Origin of the sequence: Sporosarcina thermotolerans (assembly GCF_030067815.1) — a bacterium.
Lineage (GTDB): Bacteria > Bacillota > Bacilli > Bacillales_A > Planococcaceae > Sporosarcina > Sporosarcina thermotolerans.
Window position 1 is genome coordinate 567,520 of the sequence record NZ_CP125968.1, and the last position, 19,056, is coordinate 586,575.

27 protein-coding genes and 1 pseudogene are annotated in these 19,056 nt (G+C 42.7%); 16 read left to right on the plus strand and 12 right to left on the minus strand.

The features are described 5' to 3' along the window. Positions 1–17 precede the first annotated feature (17 nt). The 3 genes and pseudogenes from QNH10_RS03195 to QNH10_RS03205 all read right to left on the minus strand — a co-directional run bounded on the left by QNH10_RS03195 (position 18) and on the right by QNH10_RS03205 (position 2,432). The gene (locus QNH10_RS03195) at positions 18–416 is read right to left on the minus strand and encodes a DUF4179 domain-containing protein (RefSeq protein WP_283733485.1); all 399 of its coding nucleotides are present in this window, start codon (positions 414–416) and stop codon (positions 18–20) included. Further along, positions 400–942 (minus strand): sigma-70 family RNA polymerase sigma factor, encoded by a 543-nt coding sequence (locus QNH10_RS03200; RefSeq protein WP_283733486.1) that lies wholly within the window; start codon positions 940–942, stop codon positions 400–402. Before QNH10_RS03200 ends, QNH10_RS03195 begins: the two co-directional genes overlap by 17 nt. Before the next feature lie 297 nt (positions 943–1,239). Further along, positions 1,240–2,432, minus strand: a pseudogene (locus QNH10_RS03205) (coenzyme F420-0:L-glutamate ligase). A 112-nt stretch (positions 2,433–2,544) separates the two neighbouring features. On the opposite strand from QNH10_RS03205, the gene QNH10_RS03210 reads away from it, so the two are divergent. Both QNH10_RS03210 and QNH10_RS03215 read left to right on the plus strand, forming a co-directional pair. Further along, entirely contained in the window at positions 2,545–3,429 is an 885-nt protein-coding gene (locus QNH10_RS03210; RefSeq protein ID WP_283733487.1) for a LysR family transcriptional regulator, read from the plus strand. 171 nt (positions 3,430–3,600) lie between these two features. After that, positions 3,601–4,257, plus strand: a complete 657-nt coding sequence (locus QNH10_RS03215) for a GNAT family N-acetyltransferase (protein ID WP_347177972.1) — start codon at positions 3,601–3,603, stop codon at positions 4,255–4,257. Here QNH10_RS03215 and QNH10_RS03220 read toward each other — a convergent pair. Continuing rightward, positions 4,204–4,575: a cytochrome-c oxidase gene (locus tag QNH10_RS03220; protein ID WP_283733488.1), complete on the minus strand. Its 372-nt coding sequence runs from the start codon at positions 4,573–4,575 to the stop codon at positions 4,204–4,206. The genes QNH10_RS03215 and QNH10_RS03220 overlap by 54 nt on opposite strands. A gap of 177 nt (positions 4,576–4,752) precedes the next feature. On the opposite strand from QNH10_RS03220, the gene QNH10_RS03225 reads away from it, so the two are divergent. From QNH10_RS03225 to QNH10_RS03235, 4 genes are read left to right on the plus strand one after another with little or no spacing between them, the layout of a single operon-like run. Beyond that, entirely contained in the window at positions 4,753–5,043 is a 291-nt protein-coding gene (locus QNH10_RS03225; RefSeq protein ID WP_283733489.1) for an RNA polymerase sigma factor, read from the plus strand. Beyond that, positions 5,015–5,275 carry an RNA polymerase sigma factor gene (locus tag QNH10_RS21030; RefSeq protein WP_430541092.1) on the plus strand — a complete coding sequence of 87 codons (261 nt, stop codon included), beginning with the start codon at positions 5,015–5,017 and terminating at the stop codon, positions 5,273–5,275. The genes QNH10_RS03225 and QNH10_RS21030 overlap by 29 nt, the downstream gene beginning before the upstream one ends. Continuing rightward, a complete protein-coding gene (locus tag QNH10_RS03230; RefSeq protein WP_283733490.1) occupies positions 5,268–5,681 on the plus strand; it encodes a hypothetical protein in 414 nt (137 codons plus the stop codon). Before QNH10_RS21030 ends, QNH10_RS03230 begins: the two co-directional genes overlap by 8 nt. Beyond that, on the plus strand, positions 5,663–6,454 hold the full coding sequence (locus QNH10_RS03235) for an NHL repeat-containing protein (RefSeq protein WP_283733491.1): 792 nt from the start codon (positions 5,663–5,665) through the stop codon (positions 6,452–6,454). Before QNH10_RS03230 ends, QNH10_RS03235 begins: the two co-directional genes overlap by 19 nt. Before the next feature lie 16 nt (positions 6,455–6,470). On the opposite strand, the gene QNH10_RS03240 is transcribed toward QNH10_RS03235, so the two are convergent. The 3 genes from QNH10_RS03240 to guaC form a co-directional block, all read right to left on the minus strand. Then, positions 6,471–6,878: a hypothetical protein gene (locus tag QNH10_RS03240; RefSeq protein WP_283733492.1), complete on the minus strand. Its 408-nt coding sequence runs from the start codon at positions 6,876–6,878 to the stop codon at positions 6,471–6,473. Next, positions 6,845–8,152: an ABC1 kinase family protein gene (locus QNH10_RS03245; RefSeq protein ID WP_283734558.1), complete on the minus strand. Its 1,308-nt coding sequence runs from the start codon at positions 8,150–8,152 to the stop codon at positions 6,845–6,847. The genes QNH10_RS03240 and QNH10_RS03245 overlap by 34 nt, the downstream gene beginning before the upstream one ends. A 133-nt stretch (positions 8,153–8,285) precedes the next feature. After that, positions 8,286–9,269 carry a GMP reductase gene (guaC, locus tag QNH10_RS03250; protein WP_283734559.1) on the minus strand — a complete coding sequence of 328 codons (984 nt, stop codon included), beginning with the start codon at positions 9,267–9,269 and terminating at the stop codon, positions 8,286–8,288. Between the two features lie 249 nt (positions 9,270–9,518). Between guaC and QNH10_RS03255 the strand changes: the two genes are divergently transcribed. The 3 genes from QNH10_RS03255 (at position 9,519) to QNH10_RS03265 (ending at position 10,635) form a co-directional block, all read left to right on the plus strand. Further along, positions 9,519–9,695: a hypothetical protein gene (locus QNH10_RS03255; RefSeq protein WP_283733493.1), complete on the plus strand. Its 177-nt coding sequence runs from the start codon at positions 9,519–9,521 to the stop codon at positions 9,693–9,695. A gap of 95 nt (positions 9,696–9,790) precedes the next feature. After that, positions 9,791–10,483: a methyltransferase domain-containing protein gene (locus QNH10_RS03260; RefSeq protein WP_283733494.1), complete on the plus strand. Its 693-nt coding sequence runs from the start codon at positions 9,791–9,793 to the stop codon at positions 10,481–10,483. Beyond that, positions 10,480–10,635 (plus strand): hypothetical protein, encoded by a 156-nt coding sequence (locus QNH10_RS03265; RefSeq protein ID WP_283733495.1) that lies wholly within the window; start codon positions 10,480–10,482, stop codon positions 10,633–10,635. Before QNH10_RS03260 ends, QNH10_RS03265 begins: the two co-directional genes overlap by 4 nt. Before the next feature lie 34 nt (positions 10,636–10,669). Here the strand turns inward: QNH10_RS03265 and QNH10_RS03270 are convergent, their stop codons facing one another. The 5 genes from QNH10_RS03270 to QNH10_RS03290 all read right to left on the minus strand — a co-directional run bounded on the left by QNH10_RS03270 (position 10,670) and on the right by QNH10_RS03290 (position 12,853). Then, complete coding sequence (locus tag QNH10_RS03270; RefSeq protein ID WP_283733496.1) at positions 10,670–11,023, minus strand: hypothetical protein; 354 nt, start codon at positions 11,021–11,023, stop codon at positions 10,670–10,672. 115 nt (positions 11,024–11,138) lie between these two features. Next, a complete protein-coding gene (locus QNH10_RS03275) occupies positions 11,139–11,612 on the minus strand; it encodes a hypothetical protein (protein ID WP_283733497.1) in 474 nt (157 codons plus the stop codon). Then, entirely contained in the window at positions 11,582–12,028 is a 447-nt protein-coding gene (locus tag QNH10_RS03280) for a LolA family protein (RefSeq protein ID WP_283733498.1), read from the minus strand. The genes QNH10_RS03275 and QNH10_RS03280 overlap by 31 nt, the downstream gene beginning before the upstream one ends. A gap of 47 nt (positions 12,029–12,075) precedes the next feature. Beyond that, a complete protein-coding gene (locus tag QNH10_RS03285) occupies positions 12,076–12,312 on the minus strand; it encodes a hypothetical protein (protein ID WP_283733499.1) in 237 nt (78 codons plus the stop codon). Beyond that, complete coding sequence (locus tag QNH10_RS03290; RefSeq protein WP_283733500.1) at positions 12,302–12,853, minus strand: RNA polymerase sigma factor; 552 nt, start codon at positions 12,851–12,853, stop codon at positions 12,302–12,304. Before QNH10_RS03290 ends, QNH10_RS03285 begins: the two co-directional genes overlap by 11 nt. Positions 12,854–12,994: 141 nt before the next feature. On the opposite strand from QNH10_RS03290, the gene QNH10_RS03295 reads away from it, so the two are divergent. Genes QNH10_RS03295 through QNH10_RS20410 form a run of 7 tightly spaced genes read left to right on the plus strand, consistent with a single transcriptional unit; the run spans position 12,995 to position 19,047 of the window. After that, on the plus strand, positions 12,995–13,240 hold the full coding sequence (locus tag QNH10_RS03295; RefSeq protein WP_283733501.1) for a hypothetical protein: 246 nt from the start codon (positions 12,995–12,997) through the stop codon (positions 13,238–13,240). Further along, positions 13,227–14,024, plus strand: coding sequence for an ABC transporter ATP-binding protein (locus QNH10_RS03300; protein WP_283733502.1), 798 nt, complete (start codon positions 13,227–13,229; stop codon positions 14,022–14,024). The genes QNH10_RS03295 and QNH10_RS03300 overlap by 14 nt, the downstream gene beginning before the upstream one ends. Then, positions 14,017–14,274 (plus strand): hypothetical protein, encoded by a 258-nt coding sequence (locus QNH10_RS03305; protein WP_283733503.1) that lies wholly within the window; start codon positions 14,017–14,019, stop codon positions 14,272–14,274. The genes QNH10_RS03300 and QNH10_RS03305 overlap by 8 nt, the downstream gene beginning before the upstream one ends. Further along, positions 14,271–15,716 carry a hypothetical protein gene (locus tag QNH10_RS03310; protein WP_283733504.1) on the plus strand — a complete coding sequence of 482 codons (1,446 nt, stop codon included), beginning with the start codon at positions 14,271–14,273 and terminating at the stop codon, positions 15,714–15,716. Before QNH10_RS03305 ends, QNH10_RS03310 begins: the two co-directional genes overlap by 4 nt. Positions 15,717–15,752: 36 nt before the next feature. Continuing rightward, positions 15,753–17,321, plus strand: coding sequence for an SNF2 helicase associated domain-containing protein (locus QNH10_RS20400; protein WP_347177973.1), 1,569 nt, complete (start codon positions 15,753–15,755; stop codon positions 17,319–17,321). Next, positions 17,318–18,424, plus strand: a complete 1,107-nt coding sequence (locus QNH10_RS20405) for an SNF2-related protein (protein ID WP_347177974.1) — start codon at positions 17,318–17,320, stop codon at positions 18,422–18,424. The genes QNH10_RS20400 and QNH10_RS20405 overlap by 4 nt, the downstream gene beginning before the upstream one ends. Beyond that, complete coding sequence (locus QNH10_RS20410) at positions 18,397–19,047, plus strand: DEAD/DEAH box helicase (protein WP_347177975.1); 651 nt, start codon at positions 18,397–18,399, stop codon at positions 19,045–19,047. The genes QNH10_RS20405 and QNH10_RS20410 overlap by 28 nt, the downstream gene beginning before the upstream one ends. Positions 19,048–19,056: the final 9 nt, after the last annotated feature.

Genomic DNA, 19,056 nt, shown 5'->3' on the forward strand with positions numbered 1-19,056 from the left:
TAAATCTATCTCCGATGTCAGTTCATATGTGACGTAAAGCGTTTTCCATCAAACACTGCCTCATTCAAAGTGATGCTAATGCCATTATCCTCCTGAGTCATCGAGAGCGTATTGGCATGTTCACTATAGTTTTCAAAAAAACCATCGTCGTTAAACCACTTGAAAACTTGCCCGATGATCGGTATTTCTTGCGCGAATGAAGTGAACGACAGTCCGAATAGTGCAGCTGAAGATAATCCAATTGAGATTGATGCTGCTACGGCCATCTTTCTCCATCTAACAGGCTTCGGCCTTTTGATAATTTTTCTTTTCAAATCCATCATCACTTTTGCTTTTTCCGCTGCACTAACTTCCTCTTCTTCAAATTGGCTGGCGTCCATATTAATATCGTTCAAGTGATCATATATGTCCTTCATACGAAAACCTCCCGTTTTGCCGTAATCTTTTTTTACCCCTGTACACCCGGTTGTCGATTGCCGATATACTCAATCCTAACTTTTCGGCGGTCTCTTCGGATGAAAAACCAAGCAAATACCGCATGATAAAAATCTTCTGGTCCATCGGCTCCAGTTCGTTCAGCAACTCTTTCACTCGATCTTCCGCAACCTTTGAGACTTCTACAGGGATTTCAATAAATTCAGAGGCTACTTCAATGTTCTTTGCTTCTTTTCGGTAATAATCGATTGCTTTATATTTCGCCACGGCACAAATCCAGTTTTTAAATTCATCCGGGTTTCGACCGCGAAACTTCTTTGCGTTCTGCCAAATCGCATGGAAAATATCATTGACGCATTCACCAATCAATTCCTCTTGTCTGACGGGTCCAAGAACTTGTCGAACAACACTTTTAATAAGCGGTAAATAACGGTCAACGATGAAGTCCAAAGCATCTTCCTTCCCGGACTGCAGACGTTTGATGAAATTGTTTTCATGTGTCCTCATAGTTTTCTCCTTTGTTTTTGGTAAAGGCCTTTACACCCTATATAACGAAAGTTAGCTGATGAATCTCGCGAGGTTGTTAATTTCTTTTAAATGATGGCGGTCTGTTTATAATGAAGCAAGTAAACGTACAGTTCCTAAGTCCTTAAACGACGATAACTCCTCGCAATTGACCGATAACTCTACGTAAGTGACCGATAACTCACCACAAGTGATCGATATCCAAAAAACTACCACAGACTCCGCGCCCACCATAAAACAACATGAAAAAACCCTCAGTCAAAGACCGAGGGCAGTATCTTACTTCGTAAAGTTATCAAAATATCCTTGAATGAACACAATCGGTGTCCCTTTATCCCCGCTACCTGAAGTCAAATCGGACAAAGACCCGATCAGGTCAGTCAGCTTACGAGGGGTTGTCCCTTGGGATTCCATTGAGCCGACGAGATCGTCATCTTTATTCTCAATGAATTCATTGATTGCTTTTTTCAATTCATCGCCGCGCAGATCGGCGAAGTTGTTGTCTGCGAGGTATTTCAATTTAATTTCATTCGGTGTTCCGTCGAGGCCTGCTGTATATGCAGGGGAAACGACTGGGTCTGCAAGTTCCCAAATCTTACCGACCGGGTCTTTGAACGCGCCGTCGCCGTACACCATGACTTCAACCGTTTTACCTGTTTTCTCTTTCAGCATAGCCTGAATCGTGTCAACAACTGGTTGGCAGTTGCGTGGGAAGAGCTTGACGCTGTCTTCTGTCGCTTTATTGGAACCTAAAAGCCCGTATGTTTCGTTATAGCCGCTGCCGTCAACGGATTCAGAAAGAATATCGTCCAGGCTATAAACCTTTTCAACGCCGTTCGCGTTCAAGATGCGTTTTGTTCTGAAACGTGAATGGATGTCGCAAGTAAGTACGTTTTTTGTGTAATCAAGAATCGTCTTCGCATTATTCGAGAAGATGACTTCGCATTCTACGCCGTATTCTTCAACGATCGATTTATAGTAATCAATATAATCAATACCTGTAAATGTATGTTTATTGTAGCCGAAATGGCCACGGAATTCTTCTTCATTCAAAACGTCCGTCCAAGGGTTGACGCCCTTTTCATCAAGTGTGTCAAGATCGACAAGGTGATTGCCGACTTCATCAGATGGATAGCTAGCATCAAGACGATTTTCTTCGCAGCACCTTTTGCAATCCCTCTTAGACAGATGGCAAAGCGGTTACGGCTCAGAATTGGGAAGATGACGCCGATTGTGTCGTCGCCGAATTTCGATTGAACGTCTTTCGCAATATGATCGACTGTCGCGTAATTGTCTTGCGCGCGAGCTACGATGGATTCCGTGATTGTAACGATATCTCTGTCATTGATCGTTAATTTTTCTACTTCCGCCGCTTTCAATACGCTATCTACAACGATTTCCTCGATATTGTCCCCTTTATTAATGATTGGGCATCGAAGTCCTCTGACAACCGTTCCAACTACTCTTTCCAATGTTATCGCTCCTTATCGGTGTAACTTAACTGACGATCTACTTGTATGATACTACCAATTGGTGGTATAAGTAAAATTAATATATCTAATAATGGATATAAGGGGTGGTTATATGGTTAGTAAATTAGATTTGTATCGTATTTTTTGTGTTGTAGGTAGAAATGAAAGCTTTTCCGGGGCCGCGAAGGAACTTTTCATGACCCAGCCAGCCATCAGCCAATCCATCATGCAGCTGGAGAAGGAGTTAGATACACGCCTTTTCAATCGAACTCCTAAAGGTGTCACGCCGACAAATGAGGGAAGCCTTCTGTTGGAGTATGTTAATTCTGCTATCAATTTAATCGAGATCGGGGAAGAAAAGATTGCAGAGTTCAAAAATCTCACAATCGGAGAACTGCGGATCGGCGTTGGCGATACGATTTCCAAATACTTTCTCCTTCCGCAACTTGAGGCCTTCCGTAATCGATACCCAAGTCTTAAATTAAAAATCGAAAATGGAACGACGGATACGCTCATTTCATTGCTGAAGTCCGGGGAAGTCGATATTGTCGTATGCAATTTGCCTGTTGACGATGATGCATTGAACGTGAGATCGTGCATGGATATCCATGATACATTTGTATATGGAGACAAATATCGGAAACTGCTTGCAAGGCCAATCGGATTTCAGGAGCTTGTGAAACTACCTCTAATTTTCCTTGAGCCGAGTTCGAATTCAAGAAAGTACGTCGAAGACTTTCTATTGTCAAAGGGCGTGAAGATTTCACCGGAGTTCGAATTGGGATCTCATGATCTTGTCGTTGAATTTGCACGGATCAATATGGGGATTGCATGTGTGACAAGAGAATTCACGGAGGATTATCTCGAAAGTGGCATGCTTCAGGAAGTGCAGTTGAAGGAGCAGATTCCGCATCGCAGTATCGGGGTTTGTTCTTTGAAAAGTGTGCCGCTATCACCGGCTTCGACGAGGTTTTTGGAGTTATTAGTACCGGAGTGAAGTCAGTTATGCGGGATTATTTCGGTTTATGCTTTTTTGGTGGCGTTTATGGACTTTTAATAACATTTATGCGTTTTTAGCCGATATTATGCGTAAATAAGCGGATTTATGCGTGTATATCGGGGTTTATGCTTTTTTAGCAACAGAGATAATAAAAGGGGGACGACTAAAATGTTTACGTATCAAATTAACGATGAAATTGAATTGCGTCTATTGGAAGTGCGACATGCGGAACAATTATTCAATCTAACCGACAAATCACGTGATAGTTTGCGTGAATGGCTTCCGTGGATCGACTTCACAAAGACGGTGGAAGATTCAAGGGGCTTTATCCTTGGAACGATGCAGCAGTTTAGCCGCAACGATGGGTTTCAAGCGGGGATCTGGCATAAAGGGGAACTTGCTGGTGTCATCGGTTTGCACGGCATCAATTGGTCAAACAAATCGACATCCATCGGCTATTGGCTCGGGAAAGACCACGAGGGGCATGGATTGATGACACAAGCATGTGAGGCGATTATCGAATATTGCTTCACAGAATTGGGATTGAATCGGATTGAAATACGAACTGCGACTGAAAATAAAAAGAGTATGGCGATCCCGAACAGACTTGGATTCCAGCAGGAAGGTCATATAAAACAAGCAGAGTGGCTTTATAACAAGTTTCGATCATTTTGTCTTTGGAATGGTGAAAGAGGACTGGAGGAATCGGTAAGAAAAAATGTAACAGGCGAAGGAATGAAAAATACATTCCTTCGCCTGTTCGTCTACCATCTAATTCTTTTCCAAACGAGTCAGTACGTTGAATCCAAAGCAAAGTACACCTAAAACGGTCATTACTCCGCCTAATGTTGCGAACAGGAAGAATATCTCCGGTCCTCCTAAAATAGCAGTTGCGATGCTGATCATCATAATTGGCAATCCGATATTATGAAGCCAGAAATGCGCTTTTGCCAACCCGGATTGCTCCAGGTTTGGATACAGATGATAAAATAGCCCGACCAAGGCCAAAGACACCCATCCGACCAAGTTCAAGTGGACATGCACAGACGTTAAGTTAAAGACATGCGTGAAAGACATGTATAAACCGAAAGAAATACCAATCATGAAATACACCACTGAAATCTTCATCAAAGTTTTCGCCATCTTCATTACACCTCCTTCCTACATTTAAATCGTTCATAGTATTCTATGATTTGTATCAACATAGGAATGAGGGTGTTTGAATGAAATTCAAAAGATATTTTTCCGATTATACAAACTCTTGTAACAAAACATAATCTGAATCGACTTATTGGTACAGCTGAAAGGGGGCCGGCCTTTTTGAATGAAAAATCACTGCATATCTCGGAACTGTTTAACCAGTTTCATAAGGATGTGTATCATTTCGCTCTGTATTTCACGAACAATAAACAGGATGCTGAGGATATAACGCAGGAAACGTTTCTTAAGGCGATGAAAAACCTGCATCAATTGAAGGACCCACAAAAAGTGAAGACATGGATATTATCTATTACGCGATTTACGGCAGTCGATTGGATTCGAAAGCAAAAGTTAAGAAGCCTGTTTCCGAGAACAATATCTGATGTTACTTACGAAGAAGAACGTAAATAGCCGACATATAATTGGGGAAGAAAACTGGCAAGACCTTCAACGTGCGCTCGTTAAACTGAAACCGCATTATCGTAGTGTCATAATTTTAAGGGGATTGAACGAGCTTAGTATAAAAGAAACTGCCGAGGCGTTGCGATGCAGTGAGGGGAAGGTGCGGGTGGATTTTCACCGAGCACTTCAAGAATTGAAGAAGGACACTAACCTCAAAGAAGGGTGGGAGAGCTATGAATGAACCTACTGAAAAAGAGATAGAGTTCTTACAAAGTCTTCGAAATCGACCGGATAAGGATCCGGATAAAGAATTCGTTAGCCGTCTACAAAGACAACTTATTCAACCTTCAACTAAAAATGGGCCTAAATTCATCCCGATTGCAGTCACTTCACTGGCATTCATAACTTTTCTTGCAGTGACTTTCCTCTTTCTCAATCAACCTCCAAACGGGGTTCCACTTGTATTGGAGGAACCTATAGACAAAAAGGAAGCCATTGAAAATACTCCTCAAGATGGGATGCTGATTGCCGAAAAGGAACAAGCCAAAGTGATTCTGGAATTGCCTTATGGTGAAGGAATTAATCAACCGGGAATGCCGCAAAACGGCCAGGAGGCAGTGATCGTGCAGTGGAGAGCTTTTTTGTAAAAGATGGCGTCTTTTATCTATTGGACAATGCAGCCCGGAAGGTGATGGTTACAACGCTGGAAGGTCATCTTTTCACCATCCAATTGGATGATTCGGAGGATGGTAAATGGTATCGAGATATCTTTGTGGATGAAGACAACAATATATATGTACTTGATTCATCTTATTATAAGGGAGTTAGTAAATTCAGTCCGGAGGGTGAGCTGTTGGAAGTATTTCCAATCAAGGCGGACATGATGGATCCAAATGCAGTTGTTGTAAATGAGCAAAATGAAATAATTGTCCACGATGTACGACCGCTCATGGAAAATCTGATGACAGGGGAAATCTCAAGACCCCTAAAAACCTATGAACATGATTCCGTCACCGCCCAAATAATCCGTAAAGACGAGCAAACAGAAATCATCAATATCAAAGAGGCTGATATTGAACAAAAGATTACCGTTCCATTCGATCATACAACTGGCGGCATCCGTATTTTAGACATCCGATCCAATCAACTCATCTTCGAAAAAACGGAAGTGGCCGATACGCATAAAATAATGGCGGAATTTCATGTGTATGTCATCAATAAGGAGGGGAATGTTTTAGGTGCAGTTAGAGAGCCCCATGAGCAATCGGCCTATTATTCAACCCATTCATTGCGAATGCAAGGGGATAAGATCTTTTATCTATCAGCAGGTGCTGATTCAGTAGCTATCTATGAATTGATCCCTGGGGAACGGTTTGAGAAAAAACTGCAGGACCGGATTGATGAGTTTTTGAATGAATAAAAAAGATGCCTGCCCGCTAAGATTTCACCAGTGGCAGGCACCTTTTATTTCCGTCGGGATGGCCGATGGTATGGATTAGGTAGACGAACATTAGCAAAAATATGACGAAGAGAGCCTCGATTGTCGGATATTGCCAAAGGAAACTTGAGCGTCCAACGATGGCTGAACCGATGAACAAGCCTGCCAAGAGAATACTAAGGGAAAACAGCATGATGCTAAATGACAGACGATTGCTGATTTGATCAAGTTTACCTAAAATCATTTTTAGTTGTTGGGGATTAACATCCAAACTGAGTTTTCCCTTACGGATAGTCGTTGCAATCGCTTTTAATTCCTTCGGGAAACGGTAAAGGATACCCAAACTTCCGATAATCTCAACCCATGAGTTTTCTAAAACCTTCTTTGGATTATAGCGTTTCCACATGAGCTTCTTCCGAAAGGTTCAACAGCCGTCATCATGTTCAACGATGGATCCAACTTTGAAATTACACCTTCCAATGTTAGAATGGATTTCCCCAGCACAGCGATTTCCGTAGGTATCATAATATTATGTCGGTAAGCGACTTGGAACAGCTCAATGAAAATAGTACCCAGGCTTATTTCATCTAACGAGATATCATAGTATTTGTTTTGTAGTTCATCGACGTCCCTTGTAAATGCCCGTAAATCCGTTTCATCGGAAATGATGCCCATTTCGTAAAAAAGACTTACCATTCCTTCCGTGTTTCGATTACGCATATGGAGGATAAGGGGGGCGAATTGCTCTTTTAGTTTATTGTCAAGCCGTCCGACCATTCCGAAGTCTAAGTAAGACACGACGTTATCAGGCAATATGAAAATATTCCCCGGATGTGGATCCCCGTGGAAAAACCCTTCATCTAAAATTTGGTGGAGCATCGAATCGAAAATCCTCCGAGCGATCAATTTGCGATCGTACCCGTATTGGTCGAGTTTTTCCAAATCATTCGCTTTAATCCCTTCAATCTTGTCCATCGTCAATACTTTATCCGTTGAAAAATTCCAATGAACCTTTGGGATGGAGACGTTTGGCTGCTTTTCAAATTGTTTCGCAATGCGTTCACAGTTCCGCCCTTCCAAACGGTAATCAAGCTCGTTATGCAATGACTTTGAGAATTCAACGATCATATCGCGAAGGCGGTAGGTTTTTGCCCAATCCGCCCTTTTCACTAAAAACTTGGCAAAATCGTCAAGTATGGCAAGGTCAGTCTCCATCGTTGGCCTTATGTCGGGGCGCTGCACCTTAACTGCTACTTGTTCACCCGAATGCAATCTTGATACATGGACTTGGCCAATTGAAGCAGTCGCCAAGGGCTCCTCTGAAAACTCGCTAAAAAACTCCTCAAGCGGTCCATCCAATTCAAACTGGACAATTTCTTGAATTTGTTCAAAAGGAACGGGCGTAACATGATCTAACAGCTTCTCAAGCTCAAACGCAATCATCGGAGGAACAAGATCACGCCTCGAACTTGCAATTTGCCCAAGCTTAATGAAAGTCGGTCCAAGCTCCTGTAATGCCTGCCGGAGTTTTTCACCGATTTCCTGCATATTCATATCGGACGTGTCATGCTTTGATTCATTACGAGTTATTAGGCCTAAACGGAGTAGGAAACGGCTAAGTCCATTCCGTAAAAAGGCATGGATAATTTCTTTAAAGCGTTTCGTATGGCGAATTTTCATTTTCAAAAAAACTCCTCCAGTTTTTTATGGCTGTATGACAGATATACCCGTTTGGGGGTCGGGTTATCCATTTGTTTTAGAGGTCGGTTTTAAAATGAAAAAAGGGCTGGCATTTAGCCAACCCTTCCGTTAATCAATAAACCTTGTCGCCATTAAAAATAGAATTCTTCACAATAACATAGTCAACTGTGCGAATTGCATCCAATTTATTTCCGCCAGCATAAGAGATAGAAGACTGGAGATCCTGCTGCATTTCCGTCAACGTGTCCTGCAACTTCCCTCTATACTCAACATGCATTTTCTTTCCTTCAACGTTCTTCTTTTCGCCTTTTTGGAATTCCGACGCAGAACCGAAGTATTCCTTATACAGCTTGCCATCCACTTCAATTGTTTCCCCAGGGGATTCTTCGTGACCTGCGAAAAGTGACCCTATCATAACCATGGACGCACCGAAACGTACGGATTTCGCGATATCACCGTGTGTACGGATGCCGCCATCCGCGATAATCGGCTTCGTCGCAGCTTTTGCACACCAGCGAAGTGCCGCCAATTGCCAGCCGCCTGTTCCGAAACCTGTCTTGATTTTCGTGATACAAACTTTCCCTGGTCCAATACCGACCTTAGTAGCGTCAGCGCCCGCATTTTCAAGCTCGCGGACAGCTTCCGGAGTACCAACATTACCAGCGATGACAAAAGTCTCGGGCAAATGCTTTTTCAAATGTTGAATCATACGGATGACTGCATTCGAATGGCCATGCGCGATATCAATCGTCACATAATCCGGAACGAGTCCATCTGCAGATAGTTGCTCCACGAATCCATACTCATCTTCCTTAACGCCGACACTAATGGAAGCAATCAATCCTCGGGCATGCATATCCTTAATGAATTCTGCACGTGTTTCCGGATTGAAACGGTGCATGATATAAAAATAACCACCTTCAGCTAACTGGACAGCAATCTTTTCATCAATGATTGTCTGCATATTTGCAGGAACGACCGGCAAGACGAATTTATGTTTACCTAATGTGACCGAAGTATCACACTCTGAACGGCTATTTACTATACATTTATTAGGAACTAATTGAATATCTTCATAATCAAATACTGTATCCATCATATACACTCCCAAATACGAATATTATTTATATTATTTAGTTCATCGTTCGTACTTTTGTAATTTACATCATTTTATTCCATTCGTCAACTGCTTACTATTAGTAGTAGGCTTAAAAGTCAGAACCATTCTCGTTGTAATAGGCTTTGCTTCTTGAAATTAAATTATACTTGCTTTATTTTTATAGGAAGCGAAATAGAAGATGAATATGCTACACTGGTTAAATAAAAGCACAAGGAGGATAAAATCATGCAATATTCGAAGTCGAAGATGGAACTGCTTGTGAAAAACAATGCGGAATTGACGAAGAGGCTCAAAGATATTATGAAGGAGCACGAATTAGAGAAGAGTTTCGCATTGAAGGCGTTGTATCATGCTGAAGTGAAGGAAAGCGGAAGGTTCATGAAGGATTATCAGGAGTTGTGATAAATATAGAGAACGGCAGCGCAGAAAATGCGTTGCCGTTCTATTTTTTTGAAGCTTAAAAGTGATACGATAGTTAAAAAGCGAGGAGATGGATTATGGATCGAGGCTCAATAGAATATATAGTAGGTTGCATGGCGACCTATAACGGAGAAAAAGAAATTCAACGTATTCAAACGGGGCATCGGCTCAAGCTTGTTGAATTTTGGAATATACGAAAAGGCGATCGCGTGCTTGAAATCGGCTGTGGCCAAGGTGATACGACTGCGGCATTAGCGTACAAGGTTGGAAATCAAGGATTCGTCCATGGCATCGATATTGCGCAAGCCGACTATGGCGGGCCAATTACGTTGGGAGAAGCACGCAATCAATTATTGGATTCCGATATGGGCGATAGAATGAAGATTGAATTCGGTGTGGACGTTTTATCGGATGAAATTGATTTTCCCCCAATGTCCTTTGACTATATTGTCTTTTCACATTGTGCATTTTATTTAAGGTCGGAGGAAGAGCTTACCGTCATTTTAAGCAAGGTACAAAAATGGGGAAGCAGCTTTGCTTTGCGGAATGGGATACGCGGATTCAAAGGCTCGAGCAATATCCACATCTCCAAGCTGTTCTCATTCAAGCACATTATGAATGCTTCAAGGAAAGCAGTCTCGCAAATGTGCGGACATTGTTCACACCTGCCGATTGTCTGCGCATTGCAAAGGACGCGGGTTGGACGGTTGCACGGGAGCAAATCATTCAATCGCCGGATTTGCAGGATGGACAATGGGAAGTTGCAATGACTTTAAAGGAATATGAAGGGGAAATCAATCGTCTTGAAGTAGTACCGGATAAATTAAGATCACTGCTTCATTCGGAAGTGGAGTTGTTGAAGGCTGCGAAGGAAAAAGTAGTCATTGAACCATTATCGGTGTTTGCGTTTGTCGCTGAATAAAAAAATACCGGAAGACAAAAGCTTCCGGTATTTCTCATTCATGCTTCAAATCATACCCAACGACCGTCCAAATCCCCGTGTTATCTTGGCGAACCAATCGTTTCAAATAGATTTTGGAAATGGATGATTTGTCACTATTCACTTCAACAACTGCATCCGAATTAGTTTGTTGCAACACTCTCAACTCTTCGTATGCAATTGGATAATCACCAACGATTCCTCCCGGTGAAAGTTGCAGGCTCGCGAAAACTTGTGCAACGAAGACAGGATCCAAATTCCATGGCGAATGCCCAGCATCGACGCTCTTTTGCGTGTTTTCTACAACGGTAAGATCATAAGGCACATCGATTTCGGGAGAGGTATCGCTAATTTTATTTGATTCCGGCAATTCAATTGCCCCACCCGTTAGCTCCTTCGCAAATGATTCAATATCTTTCCATGGGTATTCCCGACAATACTGAACTCATAGCCATCTTCTTGCCAACGGACAGAGTGGATTGCTTTCATTCCGGCAGATTTTCCCTGGTTCCAAATAATCCTGCATCTTCCTGTACGGATTGTTGTATTTCCGCAGGTTGGCCATTTACCAATCCGATAATCGACTTATAATCAGGCTTTAATGCCTCGTCTGCTTTCTTTTGAGAAAGGACAATTTCACCGTCATCGGCAAAACGGTAATAGCTCTTCACATTAATTTCTTCCAAACCGACTGCAATATGCTTTAAAGAAGAGCCTGTGGTTTCCTCATTTGGTAGGGTTGGGATGAATCCGGCAATAGCTTTAGCCTCCTGCAAATCGCTTACGATTTTTTCAGGGTTTGTTTGAATTACTTCATAACCTTCTGGCGTAATGAAGGATAGTACTTCTTCCGGTATTACATCCATCATTTCAATTTCGGAGTATTGGACAGTGTATTGTAAGGCGTTTTGCCATGCCGTCTGTTTTTTTAACGGCAAATTCGTTTCATATCTATCCAAACCTTGTACGGTTCGCCGCCCTTTGGTGAAACTTCAAGGATAGTCGCCGATCTACCTGCAATCATGTCTTCTCCAATGATTTCAGTCGATAGGGCAGCTGTTATGTCATTGATTTCATTGCCAAGTTCAAAGGTGAAAGGATAGGTATCCGGGAAAGTAGGAAGTATGTGGATTTGCTGACTCTCGGGGTTCAACTGCCACTTTTTATCCCCATTATTGACCGTAATGACTCCACTATTGAAGCCCTCGTTTCCTTTCACGTAATAACGCCCTTTTTGATCCGCCCAAACTTCCATTTTTGCTTGGATGGTCGTCTCTCCTTCTTCATTTGTCGATTGTATTTCAATCGATCCATGATACGCCTGCACTTCGCTGAATGCCTTTTCCATTGCCGCTACAATTGAAGTGCGGGTCAACGGGATTAACACTGCAAATACAAGAAGGCAAGCGGCGGCGATACCAATTAAACCGGTAAATAAATTTCGTTTCTTGATTTCCTTTTCGTTGATGTGCCCAGGGAGTTGGCTAACTTCTCCCAGAAGTCAGACGCGGGCATTTCAGGTTCCTTAAGAGCACGGACAAGCTTGACTGTTGAATAAAGTTCCTTTAATTCCCCACTGTCCCCATGAACATCATCCGGCTTCTTTTCTTCATTCAGTCGGTCGATGAACTCGGATAATCTTTGTTCTTCATCTTTCATTCCTCATACCTCCATTCTCATTCATCTTTTTTAAAATTGATGCAAGCGCCTGTAATGCACGGTGTTGCATGACACGGATATTACCATCGTTTTTATCCATGATTTTTGCGGTTTCCGCAGTCGAATAGCCTTTCAATATTCGTAGTTCGATGACGGTCCTTTGTTCTTCATTCAATTGACCGAGTGCTTTTTCAATAAGAAAACGTTGGTCACTCAAACTGGTTTCATCATCAACCGCCGCTTCTAAAGGTTGAATGGCATCAAGTTCAATTGTTGTGCCCCGTCGTTGCTTCTTTCGCCATGAATCACGAATCAGGTTAAGGGCGATGGTTTTTAAGAAACTCAGATACTTAGCGGATTCTATCCGTCCCTTTCGAAAATAGGGAATCGCTTTGATGTACGTTTCTTGCGTAATTTCTTGGGCCTCCTCCCGATTTTGCACTTTATAGTAGATGAATCGGTAGAGCGGCTCCCATGTAGTGCGGCAAATCTCCTCAATTGGGGTATTGTTTGGACCTAACTCATCGTGTTTCATCGGCATACGTTCACCTCTTCCAAGTTGCTCTATATACTAAAACGACTTTTGTGGTTGAATCGTTACAAGTTAATTTGATTGTGCGAAGAGAAAACGAATCATACAAGTTTAGTGGCATACATATGTAATTCAGCGGAAAAAAGTTGAATGTTCTCTTCCGGAAAATTTATTGATCATTTCCCGAAGTATATCAATCATTTCCTAACATATATCGATCAATTCGAAGAAGTTATTATTCATTTCCCGTCATATATCGATTATTTCCCGGGATATATGGTCACTTCAGGACCTTTGACTCGTCAAGAATGGTCTCAAAAAGATGATATTTTCAAACTTCTATTGGGTAAATGTAGTAAACTGATAAAAATGGGGTGTTGTGATGAATTCATCTAATAAGGTGTTATCTTTACGTGACGTCACAATGACATATGGGATAAAGACCGTATTGAATGGCGTGAACTTGGAAGTGGAACGGGGACAGATCATAGGCTATATCGGTCCTAACGGTGCCGGGAAAAGTACAACTGTGAAAATCATGCTTGGTTTAATAGAAGATTATAAAGGTCATGTGGAAATCTTTGGGCAGGATATTGCTTCTGGGGACCCATCTTACAAGAAGCGGATTGGTTACGTGCCGGAGCAGGCGGAACTGTACGATAATTTGACGGCTATGGAATATTTGGCATTCACTGGGGAGTTATACGGGCTTGATAGAAAATTCGCCGAGGAGAAAGCGCAGAAGCTTATGGAGGAATTTGAGTTAGGTCATGTGATGCATTCGAGGATTTCTTCCTTCTCAAAAGGGATGAAACAGAAAGTGCTTATCATTTCGAGCCTGCTCCATAATCCGGATCTATTGTTTTTTGATGAACCATTGAGCGGACTTGATGCGAATAGCATGATGGTCATCCGAGAGATGCTTTCACAATTGGCAGCTCAAGGAAAGACGATATTTTATTCCTCACATATCATGGATATCGTCGAGAAGATCAGCAATCGAATTGTGCTGCTTGTCAATGGAGTTGTCGTGGCGGATGGCAGCTTCGAGGAATTGCAGGAGAGAAGTGAAGAAGGATCACTGTCGGGCATCTTCAATCAGCTGACTGGTTTCACGGATCATGCAAGCAGGGCGGAGCGGTTCATCTCGATTGTAGAAGGCGGAGCTAACAATGAATGAGTTCCGTGCGCTTGCACTCCTTTCAAAATTCAAATGGATTTTTGTGAAGATAGGAATTGACTATCGCGCGATGGAAACGATATTGCGCATGAAACTGACAATGGATGGCAGACGGACGCCGACTATTTTCAATGGACAAAAGAAGAAGGAAGGCAATCAATTCCTGAAGTCTTTATGGATCTATGGGCTATACGGATTAATGATTATCCCGTTCATGTTATTCGGGACGGCCATTATATCTTCCAGATGAGTATCGTATTCGGTATCATGATGTTCATTTTGGCAACGACGATGGTATCCGATTTCTCCACCGTGTTGCTTGATATTCGGGATAAAACGGTATTGCAGACGAAACCCGTAAGCAGCAGGACGATTAATACGGCGAAGATTATCCATATATTGATCTACATGTTTTTCATAACAGGAGCTTTCATCGCAATACCGCTTATTATAGGGTTGTTCAAAAACGGGATTGCATTCACACTTGTCTTTCTTGCAGCATTGATATTAACGATGCTTTTCATAGTTGTTTTCACTTCTCTTATGTATTTTGTAGTCCTACGCTTTTTCGACGGCGAAAGACTGAAGGATATTATTAATTATGTGCAAATCATACTGTCCGTAGGTGTTATCATTGGGTATCAAGTCGTCATTCGTGCATTCAATTTCGCAGACTTAGAATTGATGTATACATTCAACTGGTGGCATGTGTTTTTACCGCCGATGTGGTTCGGAGCTGCCTTCGAATTGTTGTTGAATCAAGACTTTTCAACTACACTCATTCTACTATCGGTGCTTGCTTTGATAATCCCGATCATTTCCATTTATATTTATGTGAAGCTAATGCCTTCATTCGAAAAAAACATGGATAAGTTAATGAGTGAGTCGAAAAGCAGGAAAAGGTCCGGGCGCATGACGGATTTCTGGGCAAGGGTCTGTTGCCGAAATCGGGAAGAGAGGATGTTCTTCCGTTTTGCGTCGTTGATGATGAAACAGGAAAGGAATTTTAAGCTTAGAGTGTATCCATCCCTTGGATTCGCCTTCATCTTCCCATTCATTTTCATTTTTACGGAATTGCAGATGAGAACTCTTGCAGAAATCTCAACCGGTAGCATGTTTTTGCTCATCTATTTCGGGAACATGATGATTCCGACAATCATTCACACGCTTCAGTTTTCCGATAATTATAAAGGAAGTTGGCTATTTAAGGCATCGCCGATCCAGCAACCAACGGCAGCATATAGTGGGACGTTGAAAGCATTTTTCATAAAGTTGTATGTACCGGTTTTCCTGATGCTGTCAATTGCGTTTATTTCCATTTTCTCGATAAGAATTTTACCGGACTTGTTCGCGGTATTATTAGGTGCAATCCTCCATACATTGCTAACATATAAATGGATGAATGCTGATGAATTTCCATTCACGCAAACATTTGAGTTTGCACAATCACAAGGGTCCGCAAAGATGTTTTTGATCAGCCTCGGAGCAGGGCTTTTCGTTATCGCGCATTTAATTGCGAATGCAGTGGTTGGCGGGATTTATGTGTATATCGTGTTATTGCTGATTGCGGTGTTTTCGGTTGGCGTAAGGTGTTTCCTATGGAGAGTGGGGAAGTTAGATAGAATGCAAAAAGGATGCATGTGGGGTGCATCCTTTTTGCGTTTATGCGTCTTTTTAGTGATTTATGCGTGATTGATAGAGTTTATAAGGTTTTGGGGCGTTATATGCGTGATTGCGGGGATTTATGAGCTTATTGGGGAGTTTTTGCGTTTTTGGATTGATGAAGGCGATTTTAGGCGGCCGTTAAAGATTTCTGAACTGCCTCTTCAAATGGTAATATATAAGCAAGCGCCTGTACGGGTGATTGTCTCGGAAGGAGATGAACAAATGGGGATTCATTTAACTCAAAACAAAATTATGGATTTATGTGGCTCTGTTTCGTTCAAACGGGGCGAAATGTATTCTCGTGCAGGGAAAGTGGTTATTGAACAATGTCATGATGATTATTGCAAAGCGGTTGTGGAGGGGAAGGAAAATTTCCATGTGACAATCAACGTTGAGAACGATGGTGAAATTCGGACGGAATGTAGTTGTCCGACTTTACCTTTTTATAGATACAAATGCCAGCATGTGGCGGCTGTTTTGATTACCATGAATGAACGTGAAGTACCAACTGAAAGTTCATTAACGGAAGGCTTACTTTCCATTTTCGATAGCAAGCCGAGGTCCAGCGGGCATCAGCTTCATTTTGAAGATAGGGAAGTGTTGGACCTAACCTTTACTTTGTCACCGGTTCCGACTAAAAAAGCCTTTATGTTAGGCATTAATTTGCAAGTGGAAGGAGTACCAGTAGAAGATATTCGGCAGTTTTTGGAGGATGTGAATGAAGGACGGGCAAGTTCATTGAATTCTACCTTCACGTTTGACGTTAATCTCCATTGTTTCAAACGGGAAGCGGACGCGGTCTTACAGAGGCTGATTGAGATTAACAATGGGGCATACAATTACCGTGGAGGTACTCCGCGAACGTTGGTCATACCCCCACCCGCTTGGGAAAAGCTTCTTCCGGATTTGAATGAAGCACAGGAAGTTGACTTGGAAATCTACGGCAAGCCGGCAACACGTTTACGTATCCGTGAAACGGGCTTACCAGTCAAATTTCACTTCGGGAAAAGACCGGAGAAGGGACATTTCTTGAAAATTGACGGGTTGGATCATGTTCTTATGCTACAACCTTATAATCTTGTCCTTAGTGATATGCAATTGTTTCGATTATCAGGCGAGGATTGCAAGCGGCTTGCAGATTTGAAACAGATGGTGGAAACGTCGGGAACGCATCGTCTCCCGATTTCCAATGAACAAATTGGCTTTTTCATCGAAAAAGTAGTTCCTGGTTTGCGTAGGATTGGCGAAGTCCAACTCGATGAAACAGTTTTGGACCAGCTTGTGAAATCCCCATTGAATGCAAAACTGTATCTTGACCGAGTGAACAACCGATTGCTTGCGAGCCTTGAATTCCAATACGATCATATGGCCATCAACCCTTTAATTGAAAGGGAATTGCCAGCAAGCTCCGTTTTAGTCCGCGACTTGGAAAAGGAAGAGGAGATCCTACGGATAATGGAGGAAAGCTCATTCGCTCAGACAGATGAGGGTTATTTATTGCATAACGAGGAATTGGAATATGAGTTCCTATACAATGTCCTTCCGAAGCTAGAGAAGCTTGTACGCGTCTATGCGACTACTGCAATTCGGATCCGGATTTTCAGGGAAGCGCCAAACCACGTATTCGCGTGAAAGCATTTGAAGAAAAAACTAACTGGCTTGAATTCAAATTCAGCATGGATGGCATTCCGGACAAGCAGATTCGCGGGATTCTTGAAGCACTTGAGGAAAAGCGGAAATACTACCGATTACGTAGCGGTGCCCTTCTTTCACTTGAAACGAGGGAGTTTGAAGAGATTCGTCGCTTTATGAATGAAGTACCCGGCGAGTTAGATGAACTGGAAAAGGGTTTGAATATGCCGATTACCAGGGGGCTTCGTTTTCTGGACTCTGTCGGCAACAATGAAATACTTGCTGTTGAGGAATCAGCCCGTCAGTTTCTTGGTCAGCTTTTGCATCCGGAAAATTCCGCGTGGGACATACCATCGTCATTGGAAACTATCTTACGCGATTATCAAAAAAACGGTTTTAAATGGATGAAAACGGTCGCTGAATTCGGGGTCGGTGGTGTGCTTGCGGATGACATGGGGCTCGGAAAAACATTGCAAAGCATTGCGTTCATCGAGTCCGAATTGCCTAAAATCCGGGATGAAAAGCGGCAGGTACTTATCATTTGCCCGTCTTCGCTTGTCTATAACTGGTTGAGTGAGCTAAAGAAGTTTGCGCCGGAAATTGACGCAATCGTGTTGGATGGGAATAAAAAGGAGAGGGCTGAGCGACAAGCTAATGCTCATGACAAAGATGTCCTGATCACCTCCTATCCGTTAATACGACGGGATATTGTATGGTACGAAAAGCAGAAATTCCATACGGTGTTTTTTGACGAAGCGCAAGCGTTTAAAAATCCGTTCACCCAGACTGCAAGAGCGGTTAAGAAGTTACAGGCGACCCATCGGTTTGCGTTGACGGGAACGCCTATCGAAAATTCATTGGAAGAGTTATGGTCAATCTTCCATGTCGTTTTTCCCGAACTGTTCATGGGCTTGCGGGAATTCAGTGAGCTTTCGCGGAAAACGGTCGCACGACGCATCCGTCCATTTTTACTCCGGCGGATGAAAGAGGATGTCCTTGAGGAGTTGCCTGATAAGGTTGAGTCAATCGAGTCGTCGGAATTGCTGCCGGAACAAAGGAGCTCTACGCTGCTTATTTGGCAAAGCTGCGACATGATACATTAAGGCATTTAGATAAGGATACCTTGCGGAAGAATAAAATTAGGATATTAGCAGGACTAACAAGGTTGCGTCAAATCTGTTGTCATCCCGGTCTTTTCGTCGATGGTTATGAAGGAACCTCCTCGAAATACGAGCAGTTAAAGCAATTGATCGAAGAATCGAAGCGTGCGGGAAGGCGGGTGTTGATCTTCTCGCAGTTCACGAAAATGCTTGGAATCATCGGCAGGGATTTGGCAATGGAAGGGACGCCATTCTTTTATTTAGATGGCTCAACGCCTTCAGAGGAACGACTTGAACTATGCGACCGATTCAACGCGGGTGAGCGTGATCTGTTCTTGATTTCATTGAAAGCAGGCGGAACGGGATTGAACCTTACGGGGGCGGACACCGTCATATTATACGACCTATGGTGGAACCCGGCGGTCGAGGAACAAGCGGCGGACCGTGCACATCGGATCGGCCAGCAGAACGTCGTCCACGTCATCAAACTTGTTGCACGTGGAACAGTTGAGGATAAAATGAATGAGTTGCAAGATAGGAAAAGGGATTTAATAGGTGAAGTCATTGACGCGGAAATGGGTTCGTTACTGACGGAGGAAGATATAAAGGATTTGTTGGAGATTTAGTGCCGCTGT

Coding starts and splice junctions, on each gene's coding strand:
- QNH10_RS03195 (WP_283733485.1), bottom strand. CDS start 416: ATGAAGGACATATATGATCACTTGAACGATATTAATATGGACGCCAGC.
- QNH10_RS03200 (WP_283733486.1), bottom strand. CDS start 942: ATGAGGACACATGAAAACAATTTCATCAAACGTCTGCAGTCCGGGAAG.
- QNH10_RS03210 (WP_283733487.1), top strand. CDS start 2,545: ATGGTTAGTAAATTAGATTTGTATCGTATTTTTTGTGTTGTAGGTAGA.
- QNH10_RS03215 (WP_347177972.1), top strand. CDS start 3,601: ATGTTTACGTATCAAATTAACGATGAAATTGAATTGCGTCTATTGGAA.
- QNH10_RS03220 (WP_283733488.1), bottom strand. CDS start 4,575: ATGGCGAAAACTTTGATGAAGATTTCAGTGGTGTATTTCATGATTGGT.
- QNH10_RS21030 (WP_430541092.1), top strand. CDS start 5,015: ATGTTACTTACGAAGAAGAACGTAAATAGCCGACATATAATTGGGGAA.
- QNH10_RS03230 (WP_283733490.1), top strand. CDS start 5,268: ATGAATGAACCTACTGAAAAAGAGATAGAGTTCTTACAAAGTCTTCGA.
- QNH10_RS03240 (WP_283733492.1), bottom strand. CDS start 6,878: ATGTGGAAACGCTATAATCCAAAGAAGGTTTTAGAAAACTCATGGGTT.
- QNH10_RS03245 (WP_283734558.1), bottom strand. CDS start 8,152: ATGAAAATTCGCCATACGAAACGCTTTAAAGAAATTATCCATGCCTTT.
- guaC (WP_283734559.1), bottom strand. CDS start 9,269: ATGGATACAGTATTTGATTATGAAGATATTCAATTAGTTCCTAATAAA.
- QNH10_RS03255 (WP_283733493.1), top strand. CDS start 9,519: ATGCAATATTCGAAGTCGAAGATGGAACTGCTTGTGAAAAACAATGCG.
- QNH10_RS03260 (WP_283733494.1), top strand. CDS start 9,791: ATGGATCGAGGCTCAATAGAATATATAGTAGGTTGCATGGCGACCTAT.
- QNH10_RS03265 (WP_283733495.1), top strand. CDS start 10,480: ATGACTTTAAAGGAATATGAAGGGGAAATCAATCGTCTTGAAGTAGTA.
- QNH10_RS03285 (WP_283733499.1), bottom strand. CDS start 12,312: ATGAAAGATGAAGAACAAAGATTATCCGAGTTCATCGACCGACTGAAT.
- QNH10_RS03290 (WP_283733500.1), bottom strand. CDS start 12,853: ATGCCGATGAAACACGATGAGTTAGGTCCAAACAATACCCCAATTGAG.
- QNH10_RS03295 (WP_283733501.1), top strand. CDS start 12,995: ATGTTCTCTTCCGGAAAATTTATTGATCATTTCCCGAAGTATATCAAT.
- QNH10_RS03300 (WP_283733502.1), top strand. CDS start 13,227: ATGAATTCATCTAATAAGGTGTTATCTTTACGTGACGTCACAATGACA.
- QNH10_RS03305 (WP_283733503.1), top strand. CDS start 14,017: ATGAATGAGTTCCGTGCGCTTGCACTCCTTTCAAAATTCAAATGGATT.
- QNH10_RS03310 (WP_283733504.1), top strand. CDS start 14,271: ATGAGTATCGTATTCGGTATCATGATGTTCATTTTGGCAACGACGATG.